18 protein-coding genes are annotated in these 22,757 nt (G+C 71.2%); 10 read left to right on the top strand and 8 right to left on the bottom strand.

Going from position 1 to position 22,757, the window contains the following annotated elements; translation table 11 throughout:
- Window positions 1–9: 9 nt before the first annotated feature.
- Complete coding sequence (locus tag ACSU6M_RS19460; RefSeq protein WP_437071020.1) at window positions 10–495, bottom strand: hypothetical protein; 486 nt, start codon at window positions 493–495, stop codon at window positions 10–12.
- 135 nt (window positions 496–630) lie between these two features.
- On the opposite strand from ACSU6M_RS19460, the gene ACSU6M_RS19455 reads away from it, so the two are divergent.
- The 4 genes from ACSU6M_RS19455 (at window position 631) to ACSU6M_RS19440 (ending at window position 3,604) form a co-directional block, all read left to right on the top strand.
- Window positions 631–966, top strand: a complete 336-nt coding sequence (locus ACSU6M_RS19455; protein ID WP_437071019.1) for a YnfA family protein — start codon at window positions 631–633, stop codon at window positions 964–966.
- A 106-nt stretch (window positions 967–1,072) separates the two neighbouring features.
- Window positions 1,073–1,855 carry an SDR family NAD(P)-dependent oxidoreductase gene (locus ACSU6M_RS19450; RefSeq protein WP_437071018.1) on the top strand — a complete coding sequence of 261 codons (783 nt, stop codon included), beginning with the start codon at window positions 1,073–1,075 and terminating at the stop codon, window positions 1,853–1,855.
- A 26-nt stretch (window positions 1,856–1,881) separates the two neighbouring features.
- A complete protein-coding gene (locus ACSU6M_RS19445; RefSeq protein ID WP_437071017.1) occupies window positions 1,882–2,634 on the top strand; it encodes a tyrosine-protein phosphatase in 753 nt (250 codons plus the stop codon).
- A 301-nt stretch (window positions 2,635–2,935) separates the two neighbouring features.
- Window positions 2,936–3,604: an LAGLIDADG family homing endonuclease gene (locus ACSU6M_RS19440; protein ID WP_437075230.1), complete on the top strand. Its 669-nt coding sequence runs from the start codon at window positions 2,936–2,938 to the stop codon at window positions 3,602–3,604.
- A gap of 10 nt (window positions 3,605–3,614) precedes the next feature.
- On the opposite strand, the gene ACSU6M_RS19435 is transcribed toward ACSU6M_RS19440, so the two are convergent.
- Window positions 3,615–4,808, bottom strand: coding sequence for an RtcB family protein (locus ACSU6M_RS19435; RefSeq protein WP_437075228.1), 1,194 nt, complete (start codon window positions 4,806–4,808; stop codon window positions 3,615–3,617).
- Window positions 4,809–5,003: 195 nt separating this feature from the next.
- Between ACSU6M_RS19435 and ACSU6M_RS19430 the strand changes: the two genes are divergently transcribed.
- The 3 genes from ACSU6M_RS19430 (at window position 5,004) to ACSU6M_RS19420 (ending at window position 8,259) form a co-directional block, all read left to right on the top strand.
- Window positions 5,004–5,882 carry a DUF3558 domain-containing protein gene (locus ACSU6M_RS19430; RefSeq protein ID WP_437071016.1) on the top strand — a complete coding sequence of 293 codons (879 nt, stop codon included), beginning with the start codon at window positions 5,004–5,006 and terminating at the stop codon, window positions 5,880–5,882.
- Between the two features lie 133 nt (window positions 5,883–6,015).
- Window positions 6,016–6,915: a DUF3558 family protein gene (locus ACSU6M_RS19425; protein ID WP_437071015.1), complete on the top strand. Its 900-nt coding sequence runs from the start codon at window positions 6,016–6,018 to the stop codon at window positions 6,913–6,915.
- Window positions 6,916–7,050: 135 nt separating this feature from the next.
- On the top strand, window positions 7,051–8,259 hold the full coding sequence (locus ACSU6M_RS19420) for a DUF2637 domain-containing protein (RefSeq protein WP_437071014.1): 1,209 nt from the start codon (window positions 7,051–7,053) through the stop codon (window positions 8,257–8,259).
- Between the two features lie 63 nt (window positions 8,260–8,322).
- Here the strand turns inward: ACSU6M_RS19420 and lysS are convergent, their stop codons facing one another.
- On the bottom strand, window positions 8,323–10,065 hold the full coding sequence (gene lysS / locus ACSU6M_RS19415; protein WP_437071013.1) for a lysine--tRNA ligase: 1,743 nt from the start codon (window positions 10,063–10,065) through the stop codon (window positions 8,323–8,325).
- A gap of 128 nt (window positions 10,066–10,193) precedes the next feature.
- Between lysS and argS the strand changes: the two genes are divergently transcribed.
- Window positions 10,194–11,957: an arginine--tRNA ligase gene (argS, locus tag ACSU6M_RS19410; RefSeq protein ID WP_437071012.1), complete on the top strand. Its 1,764-nt coding sequence runs from the start codon at window positions 10,194–10,196 to the stop codon at window positions 11,955–11,957.
- Window positions 11,958–12,063: 106 nt separating this feature from the next.
- On the top strand, window positions 12,064–12,234 hold the full coding sequence (locus ACSU6M_RS19405) for a DUF4253 domain-containing protein (protein ID WP_437071011.1): 171 nt from the start codon (window positions 12,064–12,066) through the stop codon (window positions 12,232–12,234).
- Between the two features lie 7 nt (window positions 12,235–12,241).
- Here the strand turns inward: ACSU6M_RS19405 and ACSU6M_RS19400 are convergent, their stop codons facing one another.
- Together ACSU6M_RS19400 and hemB are read right to left on the bottom strand one after the other, a co-directional pair.
- On the bottom strand, window positions 12,242–13,438 hold the full coding sequence (locus tag ACSU6M_RS19400) for a PLP-dependent aminotransferase family protein (protein WP_437071010.1): 1,197 nt from the start codon (window positions 13,436–13,438) through the stop codon (window positions 12,242–12,244).
- A gap of 91 nt (window positions 13,439–13,529) precedes the next feature.
- Window positions 13,530–14,531, bottom strand: coding sequence for a porphobilinogen synthase (gene hemB, locus ACSU6M_RS19395; RefSeq protein WP_437071009.1), 1,002 nt, complete (start codon window positions 14,529–14,531; stop codon window positions 13,530–13,532).
- Between the two features lie 110 nt (window positions 14,532–14,641).
- Between hemB and ACSU6M_RS19390 the strand changes: the two genes are divergently transcribed.
- Window positions 14,642–16,066 (top strand): FAD-binding oxidoreductase, encoded by a 1,425-nt coding sequence (locus ACSU6M_RS19390; RefSeq protein ID WP_437071008.1) that lies wholly within the window; start codon window positions 14,642–14,644, stop codon window positions 16,064–16,066.
- Here the strand turns inward: ACSU6M_RS19390 and ACSU6M_RS19385 are convergent.
- The 3 genes from ACSU6M_RS19385 to ACSU6M_RS19375 are packed head-to-tail and all read right to left on the bottom strand — an operon-like array spanning window position 16,035 to window position 22,575.
- A complete protein-coding gene (locus ACSU6M_RS19385; RefSeq protein ID WP_437071007.1) occupies window positions 16,035–17,585 on the bottom strand; it encodes an N-6 DNA methylase in 1,551 nt (516 codons plus the stop codon). The two genes, ACSU6M_RS19390 and ACSU6M_RS19385, sit on opposite strands and share 32 nt — an antisense overlap.
- Window positions 17,582–18,988 (bottom strand): restriction endonuclease subunit S, encoded by a 1,407-nt coding sequence (locus ACSU6M_RS19380; protein ID WP_437071006.1) that lies wholly within the window; start codon window positions 18,986–18,988, stop codon window positions 17,582–17,584. Before ACSU6M_RS19380 ends, ACSU6M_RS19385 begins: the two co-directional genes overlap by 4 nt.
- Window positions 18,985–22,575, bottom strand: a complete 3,591-nt coding sequence (locus ACSU6M_RS19375; protein WP_437071005.1) for a DEAD/DEAH box helicase family protein — start codon at window positions 22,573–22,575, stop codon at window positions 18,985–18,987. Before ACSU6M_RS19375 ends, ACSU6M_RS19380 begins: the two co-directional genes overlap by 4 nt.
- Window positions 22,576–22,757: the final 182 nt, after the last annotated feature.

Genomic DNA, 22,757 nt, shown 5'->3' with positions numbered 1-22,757 from the left:
CCCCGGGCATCAGAAGTAGTACGCGTCCCCCGTGTCCAGCACCAGCACCCGCTGCCGGTCGTTCTCCCGGTTCCGGTCCACCGCGCCCCCGCCCCACACCGTGTCCAGCTCCAGCAGCGCCTCCGACACCGCACCCCGCAGCCGTACCGCCAGCTCCATCCGCTCCCCCACCGCGTCCGCCGCCAGCGCCCCCATCCGGCACACCACCACCCGCGCCCCCGCACGCGCACACGCCTGCGGCAGCTCCTGACGATCCGCCAGCGGCACCGACCAGCGCAGCCGCACCGTCGTGTCCGCCACCGCCTCCGGACCGTGGTTGCGCGCCAGCCACCGCACCCGCATCCACCCGTCCGCCAGCACGGCCGACCCGTGGTACGCCAGATCCGCCTCCCCCCGCGCCCCCTCACCCACCGCACCCGCGGCCGGCACCCCCGCACCGGCCACCACCCCCAGCGCCACCCCCCACAGCACCAGCCCCCGCACCGCCCTGCGCATGCCGCCCACAAGCCCTCCTCGGTCCACCGGGCCCGTCCGATGGGCACCCGGTACGCACCGCTATGCATCCCACGCGGCGACCGCCCGCAGGCGCCCTCCAACAGGTGACAGCCGCCCCCGTGCCAAGCTGCCCCCATGCTCATCGCCCGTTCCGCCGCCCTCTTCGTCCTCGCCGCGATCCTGGAGATCGGCGGCGCCTGGCTGATCTGGCAGGGCCTGCGCGAGCACCGCGGCTGGCTCTGGATCACCGGTGGCGCGCTCGCCCTCGGCGCCTACGGCTTCGTCGCCACCTTCCAGCCCGACGCCCACTTCGGCCGCGTACTCGCCGCCTACGGCGGGATCTTCGTCGCCGGTTCGCTCGCCTGGGGCGTCGTCGCCGACGGCTACCGCCCCGACCGCTGGGACCTCACCGGCGCCCTGATCTGCCTCGCCGGAATGGCCGTGATCATGTGGGCGCCGAGGAACGGCTGACCCCGCCCCGACCGCCCGCCCCGCGAAATCCCACGTCACGAGCGCGGCCCCGGCACGTACCCTGGCGGAAGCCCACCGCACGCACGCCAGCCCGAGGAGCAGCCCCATGGCCACCGCCGCCCCGTCCGCCGCCTCCCGCATCGCCGTCGTCACCGGTGCGAGCAGCGGAATCGGAGCCGCCACCGCCCGGCAGCTCGCCGCGGCCGGCTACCGCGTCGTGCTCACCGCCCGCCGCAAGGACCGCATCGAGGCCCTCGCCGAGGAGATCGGCAGGGCCGGCGGCTCCGCGACGGCGTACCAGCTGGACGTGACGGACCGCGCCGCGGTCGACGAGTTCGCGACCGCCTTCAAGACGATCGGCGTCCTCGTCAACAACGCGGGCGGAGCCCTCGGCGCCGACCCGGTGGCGACCGGCGACCCGGCCGACTGGCGCACGATGTACGAGACCAACGTCATCGGCACCCTCAACCTCACCCAGGCCCTGCTGCCCAAGCTGGAGGCCAGCGGCGACGGCACGGTGGTCGTCGTCTCCTCCACCGCCGGCCACGGCACCTACGAGGGCGGCGGGGGCTATGTCGCCGCCAAGCACGGCGCCCACGTCCTCGCCGAGACCCTCCGCCTGGAGATCGTCGGCCGCCCGGTCCGCGTCATCGAGATCGCCCCCGGCATGGTCAGGACGGAGGAGTTCGCCCTGACCCGCTTCGGCGGCGACGAGACGAAGGCGCGCAAGGTCTACGAGGGCGTACCGGACCCCCTCAGCGCCGACGACGTGGCCGACACCATCACCTGGGCGGTCACCCGCCCCAGCCACGTCAACATCGACCTCCTCGTCGTCCGCCCCCGCGCCCAGGCATCGAACACCAAGGTCCACCGGGAAGTCACCCGCTGACGCCGGATCGCCTACCGTCGGACCGCGTGGACAGACACCTACCCTTCACGTCCCTCGCCAACTTCCGCGACCTGGGCGGCTATCGCACCACCGACCGGCACCGCACCCGCCCGGGCCTGCTCTACCGCGCCGACTCCCTGGGCAAGGTGCGGACCGGCACCCCGGACTGGGACCTCTACCTCTCCCTCGGCATCCGCACGGTCATCGACCTGCGCCACCCCTGGGAGATCGCGGACCACGGCCGCGTCCCGGCCCACGACTCCTTCACCTACCACCACCTCAGCATCGAACACCGCCCCTACAACCAGGCCGCCCTGGGCCCGGACGTGCCCGTCGGCCCCTACCTGGCACAGCGCTACATGGAAGTGGCCGAGGACGGCACCGAGGAAATCGCCCAGACCCTCACCCTCATAGCGGACGCGGTGACCTCGTCCGCCCCCCTCGCCTTCCACTGCGCCTCGGGCAAGGACCGCACCGGACTCATAGCAGCCCTGGTCCTGACCCTGGTCGACGTCCCCCACCCCACGATCAGCGAGGACTACGCCCTCACCGAACTCGCCACCCCGGCCCTCCTCGCCGACTGGCGAGCCCGCAACAACGGCCACACCCCCACCTGGCCGGCCTTCGGCCGCGCCCCGGCCGAGGTGATGGACCTGTTTCTGACCGCCCTGATGAACCGCTACGGCTCCGTCGACGACTACGTGACCAAGTCCCTGGGCCTGGACGCCCGGGCCCTCCGCGAGACCCTGCGCGCGGGCCTCCTCGAACCCGCCGCTTAACCCACAAGGGTGATCATCCTCGATCACCCGATCGGCAGACGAACTCACGACCTAGGCTCGCGACACACCGCAAACGCGACGGCCCTCGACAGGGACGGCCATCCCTGCCGAGGGCCTGACCACACAGGAAGTAGGGCTTCCCCGTGGCCGATCGCGACCTATCGCTCACCAGTTCATGGACCTCACGGTCCCGGAGTACGCGTACATGTTCGGCTTCTTGCAGGCGGACGGGCACCTGTCTCAACAATCCCGGCAGCGAGGTCGGCTGACCGTCGAGATCAACGCCTGAGACGCGGAACTCCTGCGCGCGTTCCAAACGCTGACGCCGTACAAGAGCCGCATCACCGAACGCACCCGCTCCACCAACTTCGCCGAGACCCACAACTCGGCCGTCTGGAGCCTCTGCTCCCTCGAAGCCAGGACCCGCCTCAACGAACTCGGCCTGCCGTACGGCCGCAAATCGAGGACCGTCGCCCCGCCTCTCGGCGAGTTCTCGCGACGGGACTACCTCCGCGGAATCATCGACGCGGACGGCTCGGTCGGCTACACCAAGCAGGGCTGGCCCTTCGTCTCCCTGACCACAGCCAGCACGCCGATCGCCGCTTTCCTGTGCTCCTACACGCAGGAGATCACGGGGGCGGAGCGCACCCTCAAGCGCAACGCCCGAGACGACATCTACAACATCCTCTACACGAAGGAGAACGCCCAAGGTCTGGCCGCAGACCTCTACTACGGCGGCTGCCTGTCCCTGGGACGGAAACAAGCAGCCGCCGACAGTCTCGCCGACTGGGTCCGACCCACCGGCTCGCAGCCCCGGCCGTCCCGCATCAAGTGGTCGCCCGAGATGGACAGGATCCTGTTGTCGGCACCGAAGATCGCTGTTGCAGCGGCTCAACTGGGCTACTCGCAAAGCGCGTGTCAGGTCCGCCGCTGGAAGCTGCTGCACGGCATGGTCCCGCTGCCTGACTGACGGACGGCGCTCAGCCCTTCACACAGATGAACTGCTTCAGCCTCGCCACGACCTCGACCAGGTCGCTCTGCTGCCGCATCACCTGGTCGATGTTCTTGTAGGCGCCCGGAATCTCGTCCAGCACGCCGGAGTCCTTCCGGCACTCGACCCCACGCGTCTGATGCTCCAGATCCCGGACGCTGAAGTGCCGCTTCGCCGCGTTACGGCTCATGCGCCGCCCCGCGCCGTGCGACGCCGAGTTGAACGCCTTCTCGTTTCCGAGACCCCTGACGATGTACGAGCTGGTGCCCATCGAGCCCGGGATGATTCCGTACTCACCCGCGCCCGCCCGGATCGCTCCCTTGCGGGTGACCAGCAGGTCCATGCCCTCGTACCGCTCCTGCGCGACATAGTTGTGGTGGCAGGAGATCTCCGGCTCGAAGGTGGGCTTGGCCTTCCTGAACTCCTTGCGGATCACGTCCTTCAGGAGCGCCATCATGATCGTGCGGTTGTACTTGGCGTACTCCTGCGCCCAGAACAGGTCGTTGCGGTACGCGGCCATCTGCGGGGTGTCCGCCACGAACACCGCGAGATCGCGGTCGACCAAACCCTGGTTGTGCGGGAGCTTCTGCGCTACGCCGATGTGGTACTCAGCGAGCTCCTTGCCGATATTGCGGGATCCGGAGTGCAGGGTGAGCCAAACAGCCCCCTCAGAATCGAACAGCAGTTCGATATAGTGGTTGCCGGCTCCGAGCGTCCCCATCTGCTTATGCGCCCGTTCCTCCCGGAATTTCACCGCCTCCGCGACCCCGCCGAAGCGCCCCCAGAAGTCGTCCCAGCCGCTGGTGGCGAAGCCATGCAGCCGCCCCGGATCCACCGGACTGTCATGCATCCCCCGCCCCACCGGAATCGCCTGCTCGATCTTCGAGCGCAGTCGGGACAGATCACCGGGGAGGTCGTTCGCCGTGAGGGACGTCTTCACCGCGGACATGCCGCAGCCGATGTCCACCCCCACCGCCGCCGGGCACACGGCCCCCTGCATGGCGATGACGGACCCGACCGTCGCGCCCTTGCCGTAATGGACGTCCGGCATGACGGCGAGGCCCTTGATCCACGGCAGGGTCGCGACATTGCGCAGCTGCTGCATGGCGACGTCCTCGACCGTGGCCGGGTCGGTCCACATGCGGATCGGTACCTTCGCGCCCGGCACCTCGACGTACGACATATCGTCCTCATTCCCCCGGAAAACCATCAGAAGCCTTAAATCGCAAAACCGGCGCCAAGGTCGAGGAAAAGGACAGGGGACCGGCGTCCACGGCAGTGCGTGCGATAGACATTGTCTGCGGGCGACACCCCCGCCCGGCAACCGATTAAGCGGCGGCCGGCCCCCAGCGGGACACCGACGGAGAGGAGCCCGACCGTGCAGCGGAAGGCGTACGTACCCGGCATCGCCGCCCTGCTCGCGGCCCTGCTGGCCGGCTGCACCGGCGGCTCCGACGACCACGCCACCTCCGACGGCTCCAACCCCGAGGGCGTCGGCCCGGCCACCGCCACCGCCGAGCCCGGCCGCTACCGCACCCTCCCCGAGCCCTGCGGCGCCGTCGACGCCGGCACCCTGGACACCCTGCTGCCCGGCATCCTGGAGATCGCCGACGAGGTCCGCCGCGAGCAGGCGTACGAGGGCGAGGCCACCGTCACCTATGACACCGACCGCAAGGTCGGCTGCCGCTGGAAGGTCGAGTCCGCCGCGGCCACGGACCACCTGCTGATCGACTTCGAGCGGGTGGTGTCGTACGACTCCGCCGTCAGCGACGACAGCGAGGCGGAGGCCGTCTTCGCGACGAAGGTCGCCGCCGCGGACCTCCCCGAACCGGCTCCGTCCGACAGTGACACCGACGGCGGCACGGGCGGCGACGGCGGCACCGGGACCGACCCCGAGAGCGTGCGTCCCTCCGCGCAGTCCAGCAGCTCCCCCGGCGCCGGCGCCTCCGCGAGCCCCCGCTCCTCCGAGAGCCCGTCCGGCACCGTCTCCGCCACCCCCTCCGGCACCCCCACCGCGCTCCAGCCGCGTCTGCTGGAGGATCTGGGCGACGAGGCGTTCGTCGACGACGAGCTCAGCAGCTCGGGTTCGACGGCCAAGCGCCGCACGGTGACTGTGGCGTTCCGCACGTCGAACGTCATCGTGACCATCGAGTACGAGGAGCAGCCGGCGACCGTCGGTGTGGTCCCGGACAGCAAGGAAATGCAGGACAGGGCGCAGAAACTGGCGTTCCGGCTCGCCGACTCCCTCTCCGGCTGAGCCACTTGCGCGACGGCGGTGCGCCCCGTCGCGAGGAACCGGAACAACGGCCGCCCGCGTCCCTCACCGCGTACCGTGGCCCCTCGGACCCGTTCCGATCGCAGGAACCACGAGCGTCATGAGTGAAGGAACCATGCAGCGACGAGCACAGCGAGCCGACCGGAGTGACCAGCGTGACCCGCGAGTGATGCGGCGTGGCCGCCGCGCCCTGCTCGGTGCGGCCGCCCTTCCCGTGGTGCTGCTGGCCACGGCCTGCTCCTCCGACTCCGACTCCGGCTCGGACGACGACGCGAAGAAGGCGTCGGCGAGCGCCACGGCGAGCCCTACGCCGACGGTCGAGCCGGCGGCGTACGCCACGCTGCCGGAGGCGTGTGACGTTCTGTCGTCCAAGACTCTTGAGGACCTGGTGCCGGAGGCCCGCAAGGCGGGCAAGGAGGGCAGTTCGGACGAGCTGGAGTCGCGGGCGAGCTGCTCCTGGGACAGCCTCGACAACAACGGCGTCAAGGGCTCCCAGTTCCGCTGGCTGAACGTCTCGCTGCTGCGGTTCGACTCGGACGTGACGCGCGGCCCCGGCGACGAGCTGGCGCAGGAGTACTACGAGGGCCAGGTCGACGACGCCCGTGCGGTGACCGGCGCCCGCAGCACCAAGTCGTCCTCGGTGGCGGGCATCGGCGACGAGGCGACGGCCGTGCGCTACGACCTGAAGAAGAAGGAGGGCACCTTCAAGCAGCAGACGGTCGTGGCGCGTGTCGAGAACGTGGTCGTCACGGTCGACTACAACGGTGCCGGTCTGGCGGGTGACAAGACGCCCGACGCCGACGCGTTGCTGAAGGACGCCCAGAAGGCCGCCAAGGAGGCCGTGGCCGCCGTGATGGAGGCGAACGAGTCGGGCGGCGGCACCGGGAAGGTGCCGAGTTCGTCCCCGTCGGCCTCGGCCTCGAAGGCATCGGGCGGCTCCGGCGCGAATCCTTCCGGCACCAAGTCGCCGGTGGACGCGGGCAGTTCGTCGAAGTCGTCGACGCGCAAGCACTGACGCCCGCCGACGGCCTCAGGGGCCGTCGTCAGGACCGGCCACCCGTACCCCGTACACATGTGCCACCCTGTTGCCCGCACGACAGCATGCAGTGGGAGGGGAGTACGGGTGGCCGCGCCCATACAGCTGACACGGATGCACCGCGTTCTCATCGGCGTGGTCGTCTTCGGTGCCGTGATCATCGCCGGCATCGGTTTCGCGGGCTCCTACGCCGCGGTGCGCGAGCTGGCCCTGAAGAAGGGCTTCGGGGACTTCTCCTATGTCTTCCCGATCGGCATCGACGCCGGGATCTGCGTCCTGCTCGCCCTGGACCTGCTGCTGACCTGGATCCGCATCCCCTTCCCCCTGCTGCGCCAGACGGCCTGGCTGCTGACCGCCGCCACCATCGCCTTCAACGGGGCCGCCGCCTGGCCCGACCCGCTCGGCGTCGGCATGCACGCCGTCATCCCGGTCCTGTTCGTCGTCGCCGTGGAGGCCGCCCGCCACGCCGTCGGCCGCATCGCGGACATCACCGCCGACAAGCACATGGAGGGCGTCCGCCTCACCCGCTGGCTCCTCAGCCCCATCCCCACCTTCCTGCTGTGGCGGCGGATGAAGCTGTGGGAGCTGCGCTCCTACGACCAGGTCATCAAGCTCGAACAGGAACGCCTCGTCTACCAGGCCCGCCTGCGCACCCGCTTCGGCCGGGCCTGGCGGCGCAAGGCGCCGGTGGAGTCGTTGATGCCGTTGCGTCTGGCCCGCTACGGCGTCCCGCTGGCGGAGACGGCCCCGGCGGGCCTGGCGGCGGCGGGCATCGAACCGGTGGTCATCCCGTCGTCCGAGTCGGGCGCGGCCGCGGGCGGCCGTGCCGCCGGGGCGGCGCCCGCCCCCCAGCCGGCGGCGCCGCCCGGCGAGCAGCGGCCCGAGCTGGTGAGCACCCCGGAGACCGGGTACGAGGACCAGAACCCCTGGCTGCACGCCCGAGACCCGCACACGGTGGAGTACCACGGCGGCTACGACCCCAACTACGACCCGGATCTCGAAGAACCCCCCTACGACGAGCCTCCTTACGAGGACCCGGAAGCCGACCCGTCCCCGGAGGAGACCGGCGGTTTCCCCGTCCCCGCGGGCCCCGGCCGCACCCGCGAGCTGGGCGAGGGCGGCGGCACCCCTGAGCCGGACGAGGAGGCGTACTACCTCCTCTTCAAGCAGTCGATCAACGGCAGCTACCCCACCCCCCGCGAGTTCAGCGACAACGTGGAGGCCCAGTTCGGCGCCCCTCTCACTCCGGACGAGGCCAAGCGGATGGTCACCCGCTTCACCAACCGGCACTCGGTGGAGCTGGAGGAAGAGCACATCGCCTAGCGGAAGAGCACATCGCACAGCGAAGGGGCCCCCGGAGAACCGAGGGCCCCTTTCAGCTGCGGCTCACTCCCCGAGCAGGGAGCGCACCCGTTCCTGCCCGACCGCCAGCAGCAGCGTGGGCAGCCGCGGTCCGGTGTCGCGTCCGACGAGCAGGTGGTAGAGCAGTGCGAAGAACGACCGCTGGGCGGTCTTGATCTCCGGCGGCAGTTCCTTGGGCGTGGCGTCGGCGGAGAATCCGGCCTGCACCTTGGGCACGCCGTACACGAGGTGGGTCAGTCCGTCGAGCGACCAGTGGGAGGCGAGCCCGTCGAGCAGCAGCCGTACGGATTCCCGCGAGGGGTCGTCGAGGGACTTCAGCAGCTCGGTGTCGGGTTCGTCCCGGACGATGGTGCGCTGGTCGGCGGGGACGTGGGTGTTGATCCACGCCTCGGCCTTGTCGTACCGGGGCCGGACCTCCTCCAGTGAGCCCACCGGCCGGGAGGGGTCGAGCTCGGAGAGGATGCGCAGCGCCTGGTCCTCGTGCCCGGCGGTGATGTCGGCGACGGACGCGAGGGTCCGGTACGGCATCGGGCGCGCGGTGCGCGGCAGCTCACCGGCGGCGGTGCGCACCGCGCGGGAGTGCGCGGCCGCGTCGGCGGGGAGTGCCGACCCGTCGGCCACCTTGGCGTCGAGCTTGTCCCACTCGTCGTAGAGCCGCTGGATCTCCTGGTCGAAGGCGATCTTGAAGGACTGGTTGGGCTTGCGGCGGGCGTAGAGCCAGCGCAGCAGCTGCGGCTCCATGATCTTCAGCGCGTCGGCGGGCGTGGGCACGCCACCGCGGGACGACGACATCTTGGCCATGCCGGAGATGCCGACGAAGGCGTACATCGGGCCGATGGGCTGCTCGCCGCCGAAGATCCCGACGATCTGCCCGCCGACCTGGAAGGACGAGCCGGGCGAGGAGTGGTCGACACCGCTGGGCTCGAAGATCACGCCCTCGTAGGCCCAGCGCATGGGCCAGTCGACCTTCCAGACGAGCTTGCCGCGGTTGAACTCGCTGAGCCGGACGGTCTCGGCGAAGCCGCAGGCGGTGCAGGCGTAGGACAGCTCGGTGGAGTCGTCGTCGTAGGAGGTGACGGTCGTCAGGTCCTTCTCGCAGTTGCCGCAGTACGGCTTGTACGGGAAGTAGCCGGCGGAGCCGGAGGAGCCGTCGTCCTCGGAGGCGGCGCCCGATCCCTCGGCGGCCTCCAGCTCGGCCTCGTCGACCGGCTTCTGCTGCTGCTTCTTGGCGGGGGCCTTCTTGGTGCGGTACTGGGCGAGGATCGCGTCGATGTCGCCGCGGTGGCGCATGGCGTGCAGGATCTGCTCGCGGTAGACGCCGGAGGTGTACTGCTCGGTCTGGCTGATGCCGTCGAACTCCACGCCGAGCTCGGCCAGCGACTCGATCATCGCGGCCTTGAAGTGCTCGGCCCAGTTGGGGTGGGCGGAGCCCTTGGGCGCCGGCACGGAGGTGAGGGGCTTGCCGATGTGCTCGGCCCAGGTCTCGTCGACGCCGGCGACACCGGCCGGGACCTTGCGGTAGCGGTCGTAGTCGTCCCAGGAGATGAGGTGGCGCACCTGGTGGCCCCGGCGCCGGATCTCGTCGGCGACGAGGTGCGGGGTCATGACCTCACGGAGGTTGCCCAGGTGGATGGGGCCCGACGGAGAGAGTCCGGACGCGACGACGACCGGTTTGCCCGGGGCCCGACGCTCCGACTCCTCGATGACCTCATCCGCGAAACGGGAGACCCAGTCGGTGGTCTCGGTGCTCTGAGCCACGATCGGCACGTCCTTCTTTCTGAACGGGTGACGCTGCCATTGTCACAGACCTGCGTGCGCCCGGGAAAACCGCTTTACCCCCCGTGGGATACTGGGCGGGTCTATCGATCCCCACGAGGAGAACGGCACCCTTTCCTATGGCCTCGGTCACGTCCCTCAGCGATTCCGTCCGGCAGCGCCTCGCGTCCGCCCTCTCGGCCACCCTGCCGGAGGCCGCCGACGCCGACCCGCTGCTGCGACGTAGCGACAGGGCCGATTTCCAGGCCAACGGGATCCTGGCGCTCGCCAAGAAGGCGAAGGCGAACCCGCGCGAGCTGGCGACCCAGGTCGTCGCGCGGGTCGAGTCGGGTGAGCTGCTGAAGGACATCGAGGTGTCCGGCCCCGGCTTCCTCAACATCACCCTCTCCGACAGGGCGATCACCGAGAACCTGGCCGCGCGCTACGAGGACGGCGACCGTCTCGGCGTGGCCCCCAAGCCGAACCCGGGCATCACGGTCGTCGACTACGCCCAGCCGAACGTGGCCAAGGAGATGCACGTCGGCCACCTGCGGTCGGCGGTGATCGGTGACGCGCTGCGCGGCATGCTCGACTTCACCGGTGAGCGGACGATCGGCCGGCACCACATCGGCGACTGGGGCACCCAGTTCGGCATGCTCATCCAGTACCTGATGGAGCACCCGGGCGAGCTGGCCCCGGCGTCGGAGGTCGACGGCGAGCAGGCCATGTCGAACCTGAACCGGGTGTACAAGGCGTCCAGGGCGCTCTTCGACGCGGACGAGGACTTCAAGGAGCGGGCCCGCAAGCGGGTCGTCGCCCTCCAGTCCGGCGACAAGGAGACCCTCGAGCTGTGGCAGCAGTTCGTGGACGAGTCGAAGGTCTACTTCTACTCCGTCTTCGAGAAGCTCGACATGGAGATCCGCGACGAGGAGATCGTCGGCGAGTCCGCGTACAACGAGGGCATGCCCGAGACCGCCCGGCTCCTGGAGGAGATGGGCGTGGCGGTGCGCTCCGAGGGCGCGCTGGTCGTCTTCTTCGACGACATCCGCGGCAAGGACGACCAGCCGGTTCCGCTGATCGTGCAGAAGGCGGACGGCGGTTTCGGCTACGCGGCCTCCGACCTGACCGCGATCCGCAACCGCGTGGTCGACCTGCACGCCACCTCGCTGATCTACGTGGTGGACGTGCGCCAGTCGCTGCACTTCAAGATGGTCTTCGAGACGGCGCGGCGCGCGGGCTGGCTGACCGACGAGGTCACCGCCCACAACATGGGCTACGGCACCGTGCTGGGCGCGGACGGCAAGCCGTTCAAGACGCGTGAGGGCGAGACGGTCCGGCTGGAGGACCTCCTCGACGAGGCCGTCGAGCGGGCCACCGCGGTCGTGCGCGAGAAGGCCGAGAAGGTGGGCCTGACCGAGGAGGAGATCGTCGAGAACGGGCGGTACGTCGGTATCGGCGCCGTGAAGTACGCGGACCTCTCGACGTCCCCGAACCGGGACTACAAGTTCGACCTGGACCAGATGGTCTCGCTCAACGGCGACACCTCCGTCTACCTCCAGTACGCCTACGCCCGTATCCGGTCGATCCTGCGCAAGGCCGAGGGGGCGGCCCCTGCCGCCCATCCGGAGCTCGAACTGGCCCCGGCGGAGCGGGCGCTGGGCCTGCACCTGGACGCGTTCGGCGACACGGTCTTCGAGGCGGCCGCGGAGTACGCCCCGCACAAGCTGGCCGCGTACCTGTACCAGCTGGCCTCGCACCTGACGACGTTCTACGACCAGTGCCCGGTCCTGAAGGCCGACACCCCGGAGCAGACGGAGAACCGCCTGTTCCTGATCGACCTCACGGCCCGAACCCTGCACCAGGGCATGGCCCTGCTGGGCATCAGGACGCCCGAGCGCCTCTGAGCCCCGCCGGCCGGCGAGGGCGCCGACGCCGCGCAGTCCCGTCCGCCCTCGCCTGTCGGTGCCGCCCCCTGCAGTTACCGGCACGGCGACTCGTATCCGGGGGATCATGACGCCGTGGGAGGACCGCTTCGGTGTCCGTGTGATCACCCTCGGCCGAGAGCTGCCGCTGTCCGTGGCCGCACCGCCCCCCACCCCGGCGCAGGCGCGGGAGGTGGCCGTGGAGCACTTCGCGTTCTGCCCGGACAACCTCCTCCTCCGGTCCTTCTGGTGGGACTGACCGGGCGCTACGCCACCCCCAGTCCCCGCGCCAGTCTCCGCAGGCCCTCCTCGATCTCCTCCGGTGTCTGGGTCACGAAGCACAGCCGCAGGGTCGCGCGGTCGGGGGTGCCGGCGTAGAAGGGGGCGCCGGGGACGTAGGCGACGTGGTTCTCGACCGCCTGGGGGAGCAGGGCGGTGGTGTCGTAGGACGACGGCAGCCGCACCCACAGGAACATGCCGCCCTCGGGGCGGTTCCACTGCGATCCCTCGGGGAGGGCTTCCGGCAGGGCGGCGAGCATGGCGTCGCGGCGCTCGCCGTACGCGGCGCGGACGCGGGTCACATGGGCGTCCAGGACGGCGAGGTAGCGTGCCGCCGCGAGCTGGTTCAGGGTCGGTGTGTGGAGGTCGGCGGCCTGCTTGGCGACCGCGCAGGCGCGGCGGAGGGCGGCGGGGGCGCGCAGCCAGCCGAGGCGCAGGCCGGGGGCCATGACCTTGGAGAAGGAGCCGAGGAGGACGGTGCGGTCGGCCGCTGCCTCGTAGGAGGCGATCCAGGGCATGTGCTCGCCGTCGTAGCGCAGGTCGCCGTACGGGTCGTCCTCGACGATCCACACCCCGTGCCGTGCGGCGGCGGCCGCGACCGCTGCCCGGCGCTCGGCGGGCATGGTGCGGCCGGTGGGGTTCTGGAAGGTGGGGACGAGGTAGAGCAGCTTGGGCCGTTCGCTCGCCACCAGGCGGGCCAGCGCCTGCGGGTCCACGCCGTCGGCGTCGGTCGGCACGGCCACGATCCGGGCGCCCGCGAGGCCGAAGACCTGGAGGGCGGCGAGATAGCAGGGGTCCTCCACCAGGACGGTGTCCCCGGGCTCGACGAGCGCGGTGGCCAGCAGGGACAGCGCCTGCTGGGAGCCGGTGGTGATCAGCAGGTCGTCGGCGCCGGTGGGCAGGCCGCGCCCGGTGACGCGGGCCGCGAGGGCCGTGCGCAGGCTGGGCTCGCCCTCGGTGGTGGAGTACTGGAGCGACTGCGCGGGCGTGTGCTCCAGGGCCTCGCGGAAGGCGGTGGCGATGCCCTCGCGGTCGAAGAACTCCGGCGCGGGCAGCCCGCCCGCGAAGTTGATCACCTCGGGGCGTGCGGTGACCGCGAGGATGTCCCGTACGGGCGACCCTCCGACCGTCGCCGTGCGGGCGGCGAGCGGAGGGAGGGGAGCGGGGGCGACGGGTGCGGTCATGGCGGGCTCCTTCGGCTGCGAGGCGGCTCGTGCCCGCAGCCTAGAGAATCCATGGCGCCTACAACTTCTCTTTCACGATGTGGACTTGGGGCTACCGCCCCTGGGCGACCATCCGGGCCGCCTCGGTGGCCCAGTAGGTGAGGACGGTACGGGCGCCCGCCCGCCGGATGCCGGTCAGCGTCTCCAGGATGGCCCGCTCGCGGTCGATCCAGCCCTTCTCGGCGGCGGCCTCGACCATCGAGTACTCGCCGGAGATCTGGTACGCGGCCACCGGCACGTCCACGGCGTCCGCGACCCGCGCGACGATGTCGAGGTAGGGGCCGGCGGGCTTGACCATCACCATGTCGGCGCCCTCCTCCAGATCGAGGGCCAGCTCGCGCAGGGAGTCGCGGACGTTCGCCGGGTCCTGCTGGTACGTCTTGCGGTCGCCCTGCAGCGAGGAGGCGACGGCCTCGCGGAAGGGGCCGTAGAAGGCGGAGGCGTACTTGGCGGTGTAGGCGAGGATCGCCACGTCCTCGCGGCCGATCTGGTCCAGGGCGTCACGGACGACGCCGATCTGGCCGTCCATCATCCCGCTGGGTCCGACGACATGCGCCCCGGCGTCGGCCTGCACCTGGGCCATCTCGGCGTACCGCTCGAGGGTGGCGTCGTTGTCGACGCGGCCGTGCTCGTCGAGCACCCCGCAGTGCCCGTGGTCGGTGGTCTCGTCCAGGCACAGGTCGGACATGACCAGCAGGTCGTCGCCGACCTCGGCCCGTACGTCACGGATCGCGACCTGGAGGATCCCGTCCGGGTCGGTGCCGGGCGTCCCCAGGGCGTCCTTCTTGGACTCCTCCGGCACACCGAACAGCATGATCCCGGAGACCCCCGCCTCCACGGCCTCCGCGGCGGCCTTCTTCAGGCTGTCCCGCGTGTGCTGCACGACACCGGGCATCGCCGCGATCGGCACCGGCTCGCTCACGCCCTCCCGCACGAACGCGGGGAGGATGAAGTCCGCGGGGTGCAGCCTGGTCTCGGCCACCATCCTTCGCATGACAGGAGTGCCCCGCAGTCGCCGAGGCCGCGTACCGGGAAACGATCCGTACTTCGTCATGCGGTCTACGCTACGCCCGCCCGCCCCGTGCCTTTGCCGACGGCCCGTCGGCCCCCCACATGCGCCCCACCCCCACCGGCGAGACCCTGGAAGCACCAAGGGAGACCGCCATGACCAGCACACCGCACGCTCACCCCGGCACCCCCGTCCCCGACCTGTTCGCCCTCTCCTCGGTGACCGGCCCCGTCCTGCGCCCGGCGGACGACGGCTACGCCACGGAGGTCACCGGCTTCAACCTCGCCCCCGTCCACACCCCCGACATCGCCATCGGCGCGACGAGCACCGACGACATCGTCACCGCCCTGCGCTGGGCCGCCGCCACGGACACCCCGGTGACCGTGCAGGCCACCGGCCACGGCGCCAACTTCCCCGTCACGGAGGGGCTGCTGCTGAACACCTCCCGTATGACGGACGTGACGATCGACCCGGACGCCCGCACCGCGACGATCGCCGCGGGCGCGAAGTGGAGCCACGTCCTGGCGGCCGCCGCCCCGCACGGCCTGGCCGCGCTCACCGGCACCTCCACCGACGCGGGCGCGATCGGCTACACCGTCGGCGGCGGACTGCCCGTCCTGGGCCGCGCCTACGGCTACGCCGCCGACCTGGTCCGCTCCTTCCAGGTCGTCACCGCCGACGGCGTTCTGCGCACGGCCGACGCGCAGGAGGAGCCGGACCTGTTCTGGGCGCTGCGCGGCGGCAAGGGCAATGTGGGCGTGGTGACCGAGATGGTCACCGAACTCCTGCCCGTCCCCCGGCTGCTGGGCGGCGGCATCTACTGCCCCGGCGAGCACGCCGAGGCGCTGCTGCACGCCTGGGCCGAGTGGACGGCGACGGTCCCGGACGAGATGTGCAGCGCGTACCACCTGCTGCGGCTGCCCCCGCTCCCGGACATCCCCGAGCCCCTGCGCGGCAACTTCTGGGCCCGTGTCGCCGTCGCCTGGCCGGGCGACCCGGAGCAGGGCGAGCGGCTGATCGCCCCGCTGCGCACGGCCGCCCCGGTGACCGTGGACACCGTGTCCGTGATCCCGTACACGCAGATCGACACCATCCACATGGAGCCGCAGAACCCGCTGCCGGCCCGCGAGTCCTGCGCCCTGCTGCACACGCTGACCCCCGAGGCGATCACGGCGTTCCTGGACGTGTGCGGCCCGTCCGCCCCGGCCGACTACCCGCTGCTGATGATCGGCCTGCGCCACATGGGCGGCGCGCTGGCCCGCCCCTGCACGGTGGAGGACGCCATCTGCGCCCGCGACGCCGACTTCCTGCTGGAGTCGGTCGGCGTGCTGATGAGCCCGGAGGCGGGCGATGCCGTCGAGGCGGCCACCCTCGCCCTGTACACGGCCATGGCCCCGCACGGCACCGGCCTGACCATGGTCAACATCCACGGCCGGCCGGGCGACGACCTGGACCGCGCCCGCGCCTGGTCCCCGGAGGTCTACGACCGTCTGCGCCGCACCAAGGCCGCGTACGACCCGAGGAACCTGCTGCGCCACGGCCACACGGTCACTCCGGCAGCCGCCCCCGGTCCGCCCTGACCGGCTCCTCGTCCCGCGCCTGCTGCAGCGACTCCGCGATCGCGGCGAACTCCTCCAGCGCCGCCTGGAGGTCCTCGACGATCTCGGCGGCCAGCACCTCGGGCGCGGGCAGGTTGTCCGTGTCGTCGAGGCTGGGGTCGCGCAGCCAGGTGATGTCGAGGCTGGCCTTGTCGCGGGCGGTCAGCTCTTCGTAGGTGAACGCCTTGAAGCGCTCGGTCTCCACGCGCTCGGCCCGGTCCTCGCCGGGGCGGTAGCACCGCACGAAGTCCTCGAGGTGGGCCCGGGTGAGGGGGTTCTGCTTGAGGGTGAAGTGCTGGGCCGTGCGGAAGTCGTAGACCCACAGCTTCTCGGTCCACGGCTGCTCGGGGCGGGCCGGCTTGCGTTCGAAGAACAGGACGTTGGCCTTGACGCCGCCCGCGTAGAAGATGCCGGTGGGCAGGCGCAGCAGGGTGTGGACGTCGTACTCCTTCAGCAGGCGGCGGCGGATGGTCTCGCCCGCGCCGCCCTCGAAGAGGACGTTGTCGGGGACGACGACCGCCGCCCGGCCGTGGATCTCCAGCAGTGAGGCGATGTGCTGGACGAAGTTGAGCTGCTTGTTGGTGGTGGTGACCCAGAAGTCCCGGCGCTCGTAGGCGATGGCCTCGCGGGCGGCGGAACCGTCGTCGCCGTAGACGGTGATGGAGGACTTCTTGCCGAAGGGCGGGTTGGCCAGGACGAGGCTCGCGCGCCTGTCGGGCGGGGCGGCGAGGGCGTCCCTGGTGCGCACGAGGGCGGGCCCGGTGGGCTGGCCGATGCCGTGCAGGAAGAGGTTCATCGCGGCCAGGCGTGCGGTGTTGCGGACCAGCTCGGTGCCCCAGATGCCGCCGCTGCTGAGGTGCTTGCGCTGCTCGGGGGTGAGCCGGTTGCCGTACTCGTGCAGGATGTGCTCGGCGGCGGCGAGCAGGAAGCCGCCGGTGCCGCAGGCCGGGTCGGTGATGGTGTCGTCCGGGGTCGGGCGGACGCAGTCGATGATGGCCTGGATGAGGGAGCGCGGGGTGAAGTACTGCCCGGCGCCCGACTTGATGTCCTCCGCGCCGCGCGAGAGCAGCTCTTCGTAGGCGTCGCCCTTGATGTCGGTCTTCTGACCCGACCAGTTCTCCTTGTCGATCAGGTCCTTGACCAGGCGCTTGAGCTTGGCGGGGTCGTGGATGCGGTTCCTCGCCCCGTTGAAGATCAGATGGAAGGTGGTGCCGGAGCGCTGCGCGCCGAGGTCCTCGAGCAGTTCGGTGTAGGCGGCCTCCAGCGCGGCCCCGTCGTTCTTCAGCAGCTCGGGCCAGCCGCGGTTCTCCCAGAGGGACCCCTCGGGCATGATCTGCTCGCGGAACATGGGCGGGCGGGTCTGTGCCTCGTGCGCCATCTTCAGGAACACGAGAAGCGTCAGCTGCTCGACGTAGTCGATGGTGGAGACACCGTCGTCGCGCAGGACGTGGCAGTAGCTCCAGAGTTTGTCGACGAGCCGACGGGCCTCGGTCGTGGTCACGAGGAGATCTCCAGGTCGAGGGCGGGCTGAGTGGCGGTGGCGAGGGCGGGGGCGCCGGGCCGGGGCGGCGGGGGTGCCTGCTCGGCGCCGGCCCGCTGCGCGGGGGTCCGGCGGGCGCTCGGGCGGCGGGAGCGGGTCGCTCCGGCCTCCTCCCGCGCGCGGAGACGGGCGAGCAGGGCTTCGGCGCTCTCGTCGGCGGGGTCCTGGGGGGCCAGGCGGCCGGCGAGGGCCCGCTGGAGCAGGGAGACCCGCAGCCGGTTCGGCCGTACGTCCTCGATCGTGCCCTGCATCCGGTCGAAACGCCCCAGCAGGTCGTCCAGGTGCCGCACGACGGACCGCTGCTCGGCCTCGTCCGGCACCGGGACGAGGAGATGGCTGAGGTCGGGCTTGTTGATCTGGGGCACGTTCGACCCGTCCGACAGCTCGTTCAGGTCGACCGTCCGGAACCAGTACCAGAGGAATTCCGGCACCAGGCCCTCGCGGGGGACGACCCCCATGACGTTCAGATCGAAGGCGCCGGCGGTGGCGGTGATGCGCTTCTTGTTCGTGGCGATCGCGCCGCCCCGCTTGGGCAGCAGGACCGTGCCGGCGGGATACGTCCTGACCTTGGCGCGCGTGATCTGTTCGGCGGACAGATAGGTGCGGGAGCGGGCCATGAGCCGCCCGTCCGCGCCGTTCATGTCGCCCACCTTCCAGAACGGCACCAGTCCGGGCGCCCATACGGTGTGGAACTCGACGGCGTCCTTGCGCGGTGTCTGCCCGCCGCGGATGTCCGCGACGTCCTCCAGACGCTCGTACCGCCATCCCCGTGCGCGCACCCCGGACGCTCCGAAGTACTGGTTCAGCAGGGAGCGGACCGTGAGCGCGATCCGGTGGCCGGCGTCGGCGAGGGACTGCTCCGCCGCGTCGAGCCGCGACAGCTGCCCGTCGAGCACGGCGACGATGCGCCGCTGCTCCTCCAGCGGGGGGAGCAGCACGGGAATCCTGAGCATCGCCGACTTGGTCAGCTTCAGGCGGGTCGTCCCGTTGGCGAAGCCCTCGTAGTTGAACTGGTTGAGGTAGTAGGCCAGATAGCGCCGGTCGACGACGCCGGCCCGGGCGCGCAGCACATGGGCGTGGTTGTTCACCCAGGAGGGGCCGGAGACGAGGTACGCCTTCGGCTTGTCCGCGTCGAAGAACTGCACCCCGTCCTCGCCGAGCAGGACCAGGTCCTCGTCGAAGATCTTCTCGTCGATCCAGCCGACCTGGCCGGCGGCACCGTAGTAGGGGACGTTCCCGGTGCGCGCGGCGCGTTCCTTGGCGCTGACGGGAACGCGCAGATGGTCGAGGACGTCGACCACGTCCTCCAGCGTCGCCCGAGCCCACCCCTTCGGCAGCTCCGAAGGAACACCGCCCTCGCTCACGCGCCCAACTCCCGTCCCAGCTCTTCCAAGATCTCAGCCCCCCGGTCGGCCCCGAACTCCCTGAGGAAGCCGTCCACGCCCCCGCGCTCGATGAAGGGTACGTCCTTCAGATGGCCGGGCTCGATCGCCGCGTCCGTGGCGATGACGTCCACGATCCGGTCCAGCCACCACCTCTGGTCCTCGGTGAAGACGGCCCCCGCCCCCTCCTGCCGGGCCCGCCACGCCGCGTACCGTTCCTCCACCAGCGCCCGGTACGGCCGTACCTCCTCCTCCAGCCCCAGCTCGAAGCGCAGCAGGCCGACGAGGTCGACGACGCCGGCCGCGCCCGCGGGATGCCGGGCCGCCCTGCCGAGCTGGACGTACGCGTCGTACAGCCGTGCGGGGGTCCACTGGAACGGGGGGCGCTCGATCTTGCGGGCGAGGTCCTTCAGCCGCCGGTAGACCTCCTTGGGGTCGCGGCGCTCGCCGAAGGCGCGGGCGAGCGCGGTGATCTCGTCCTCGTGCTCCTCGATGTACTGCCGCCAGGCGGTCACCCGGCGCAGCGCCAGCTCGCCGGCCGTGATGCCGCGGGCCTCCTTGACCTCGTCCACGCTGACCTCGTCGATGACGATGTCGTGGGCGCGGCGCATGGACATCAGCCGGTCGCGCAGCTCGCGGTGGGAGGCGATCGGCTTCAGCGCCGCCAGCATGTCCTGGCGGACCTGCTGCTCACCGCCGATGCGGCGGGCCCGCTCCTGCTGGTCGGGGTCGACGGAGCGGACCAGGGCGCCGACGATGTCCTGGAGGGGCTGTCCGGCCAGTTCCTCGATCTCCTCGCGTTCCTCGGGGGTGAGCCGGCGGTCGAGGCGGGCCAGCCGGCCCGCCAGGGTGGCGACCTCGTCCTCGGTGAGCGCCAGGCCGGCCGTCTTGGCCATCAGCCGCTCCAGCGGGATCTTCCGCTCGGAGACCCGTGCGAGCGGGCGGGCGTCCACGCGCGGGGAGTCCGTGACACCGACCGCGTCGACGATCACGAACCGCTCCTTGACCTCGGCGTCCGGCGTGACCGCCTGGAACTCCGCCGGGTCCACGGTCCGCGACCCGCGCCCCTTCATCTGCTCGAAGTACGCCCAGCTCTTGACGTCACGCAGGAAGAAGACGCACTCCAGGGGCGGGATGTCGGTGCCCGTGGCGATCATGTCGACGGTCACCGCCACACGCAGCTCGGGGCTGTTGCGGAACGCCTTGATCAGTTCGGCGGGCCGCTTCGCCGCATGCGTGATCTTCGTGCAGAAGTCGTCGCCGGCCCCGAACACCTGCCGGACGGTCCGGACGATCTCGTCGGCGTGGTTGTCGTCCACGGCGAAGATCAGCGTCTTGGGCACATGGGTGCGCGACCGCCGGGCGTCCCCCTCCCCCACCGGAGGGAAGATGTCCGTGAACAGGTGCCGGCGGAACGTCTCGACGACCAGCTTGAGCTGCCCCTTGCTGATGACGTGGCGGCCCAGCTGGGACGCCTTCCACTCCAGGTCCTCCTCCAGCTCCTGGTACCGCTCCCGGCGGGTCTTGCGCTCCCGCACGGGGACGACCGTCTCCGCCGGGATCGTGCCGCCGTTCTCACCGAGCTCCGTACGGATCCGGAAGACGTCGAAGTCGACGTTGACGCCGTCGGCGACGGCCTGCTCGTACGGGTACTCGCTGACGAGGTTCTGGAAGAAGAACCCGAAGGTCTGCTTGACCGGGGTGGCGGTCAGGCCGACCAGGTGGGCGTCGAAGTACTCAAGGACCGCCCGCCACTTGCCGTAGATGGAGCGGTGGCACTCGTCGACGACGATGAGGTCGAAGGACTCGGGCGGCAGGTCCGCGTTGTAGCCGACCTCCACCGGCTCGTCGACCAGGTCGTACCGGTCGAGGGCGGCGTCCTCGCTGTCGGCGCTCGGCACGTCGCGCCCGGTCAGGGCCAGCCACAGCCGCTGCACCGTGGAGACCACCACGTGCGCGGAGCCCAGGACGGTGTCGCCGGCCAGCCGCTGCACGACGTACAGCTCGGTGAACTTGCGGCCGTCGTCGGGGGTGTCGAAGTTCTCGAACTCGGTGGCCGCCTGGCTGCCGAGGTTGTTGCGGTCGACGAGGAACAGGATGCGCTTGGCACCGGCGTGCTTGAGCAGCCGGTAGCTCTCGTTGACGACCGTGTACGTCTTGCCCGCGCCGGTGGCCATCTGGACCAGGGCGCGCGGGTCGTCGTTGGCCAGGGAGCGCTCCAGGCCCCTGATCGCCGTGGCCTGGGCGGGCCGCAGCGGGCCCTCGTCGAGGAACGTCTGCGGCAGGCGGCGCATCCGGGCGCGCAGGGTGGGCGCGCCCGGGTCGGCCTCGGCCTCCTCGATCCAGCGCGCGATCGTCCGCGGCTGGTGCACGGCGAAGACGTCACGGGTGCGCGGGGACGGGTCGAGCGCGTTGTGGAAGCGGACGGTGTTGCCGTCGGCGACGTACCGGAAGGGCAGGCTGGCGCGCCAGGCGCTGAGCTGCTGGCTGCGGGTGAGGCCGGTGGCGTAGCGGGCGGCCTGCTGCATGGCGGCCTCCAGGTCGGCGCCCTCCCGCTTGGCCTCGATGACACCGACCAGGCGCTGGTCGACGTAGAGGAGGTAGTCGGCGCGGCCGACGGCGGTGGAGACCTCCCGGACGGCGACGCCGCGGTCCGCGAAGAGGTCCTTGCCGGCGTCGTCCTGGACGACCCAGCCGGCCTTCTCCAGGATGCGGTCCAGTTCGGCGCGGACCTGCGCCTCGCTCATCGGCGGGCGGGCGGCCTTCTGCGCGTGGGCGATGAACTCGTCGCGCCGGGAGGCCCCGTCGAGCGGACGGGCGGTCGAACGGGACTCCATGGCCGGAGCCGTCAGCTCGGTGATCTTCTCGCTCAGCTCGGCGACCAGGTCGCGCAGGGCCGCCCGCTCGGCCTCCGCGCCGGCCAGTTCCGCCTCGGCCTGGGCGCGGGCCGCCTGCTCCCGCTCCAGGCGGCTCTGCTTGCCGTCGTAGCGGAGCCGGGCCTCCTCCAGCCGGCGCCGGTAGGCGTCCAGTTCGGCGCGGAGCTGCTGAAGTTCCTGCTGTTCGGCGGCGGTCGCGGGCCGGGGGGCGGAGGACGGCGGGGCGGGCGCCAGGAACACGCGGTGCGTGGTGTCGGACGGGTCCAGGGCGCGCTGCAGCCAGTCGCCGAGGCGGAAGCACAGCTCCACGGACTGCAGCGCCTCACGCACGTTGGCGTAGTACTCGTGGACGGCCCGGTTCCCTGTCGTACGGACCGCCTCGAACCAGGAGCGCACCTGCGGGACGAGGACACCGGACCGGGTGAGGGCGTTGATCCGGTCGACCTGCCGGGTCCCCGGCACGGTGAGGCCGAGGAGCGCGACCAGGTGCCGGGTCATGACCTCGCCGAACAGGCGGGTCTTCACCATGGCCGCGTGCGGATCGGTGTGGACGTACGACTCCGCCGCACAGCCGAGGGTCACCAGCAGCGGCTCGTGCCGGAGCAGGTGCCCGAAGTTCGACGAGCCCGCCGCCAGGCGTGCGACCTGCTCGTCGTCCCCGTCCGACGGGCCGGCCACCGCTGCCGTCACCATACGTCCCCCCACACAACTGATCGTCTCGTCCTGGGCAAAGCCTTGCAGGATGTCACGAACAGAGGGGGCGGGCAAGGGAGTTGGGAGAAAACCCGAGGGCTTCGACCGGAGCCGCGGGGCCGACCACGGCAGAGCGCCCCCGAACGACCACGGCAGAGCGCCCCGAAGGAGCGCTCTGCCCA

This window comes from Streptomyces sp. enrichment culture (genome assembly GCF_964272895.1).
In the GTDB taxonomy this organism is placed as follows: Bacteria; Actinomycetota; Actinomycetes; order Streptomycetales; family Streptomycetaceae; genus Streptomyces.
The sequence above is the reverse complement of the archived record's forward strand: the minus strand, read 5'-3'. Positions and strand labels throughout refer to the sequence as shown.

What these genes read in the sequence shown, in the direction of transcription:
- ACSU6M_RS19450 (WP_437071018.1), top strand. Translation starts at nt 1,073, where the DNA reads ATGGCCACCGCCGCCCCGTCCGCCGCCTCCCGCATCGCCGTCGTCACC.
- ACSU6M_RS19405 (WP_437071011.1), top strand. Translation starts at nt 12,064, where the DNA reads ATGACGCCGTGGGAGGACCGCTTCGGTGTCCGTGTGATCACCCTCGGC.
- hemB (WP_437071009.1), bottom strand. Translation starts at nt 14,531, where the DNA reads ATGACGAAGTACGGATCGTTTCCCGGTACGCGGCCTCGGCGACTGCGG.
- ACSU6M_RS19400 (WP_437071010.1), bottom strand. Translation starts at nt 13,438, where the DNA reads ATGACCGCACCCGTCGCCCCCGCTCCCCTCCCTCCGCTCGCCGCCCGC.
- ACSU6M_RS19460 (WP_437071020.1), bottom strand. Translation starts at nt 495, where the DNA reads ATGCGCAGGGCGGTGCGGGGGCTGGTGCTGTGGGGGGTGGCGCTGGGG.
- ACSU6M_RS19425 (WP_437071015.1), top strand. Translation starts at nt 6,016, where the DNA reads ATGCAGCGACGAGCACAGCGAGCCGACCGGAGTGACCAGCGTGACCCG.
- ACSU6M_RS19390 (WP_437071008.1), top strand. Translation starts at nt 14,642, where the DNA reads ATGACCAGCACACCGCACGCTCACCCCGGCACCCCCGTCCCCGACCTG.
- ACSU6M_RS19455 (WP_437071019.1), top strand. Translation starts at nt 631, where the DNA reads ATGCTCATCGCCCGTTCCGCCGCCCTCTTCGTCCTCGCCGCGATCCTG.
- ACSU6M_RS19420 (WP_437071014.1), top strand. Translation starts at nt 7,051, where the DNA reads ATGCACCGCGTTCTCATCGGCGTGGTCGTCTTCGGTGCCGTGATCATC.
- argS (WP_437071012.1), top strand. Translation starts at nt 10,194, where the DNA reads ATGGCCTCGGTCACGTCCCTCAGCGATTCCGTCCGGCAGCGCCTCGCG.
- ACSU6M_RS19435 (WP_437075228.1), bottom strand. Translation starts at nt 4,808, where the DNA reads ATGTCGTACGTCGAGGTGCCGGGCGCGAAGGTACCGATCCGCATGTGG.
- ACSU6M_RS19375 (WP_437071005.1), bottom strand. Translation starts at nt 22,575, where the DNA reads ATGGTGACGGCAGCGGTGGCCGGCCCGTCGGACGGGGACGACGAGCAG.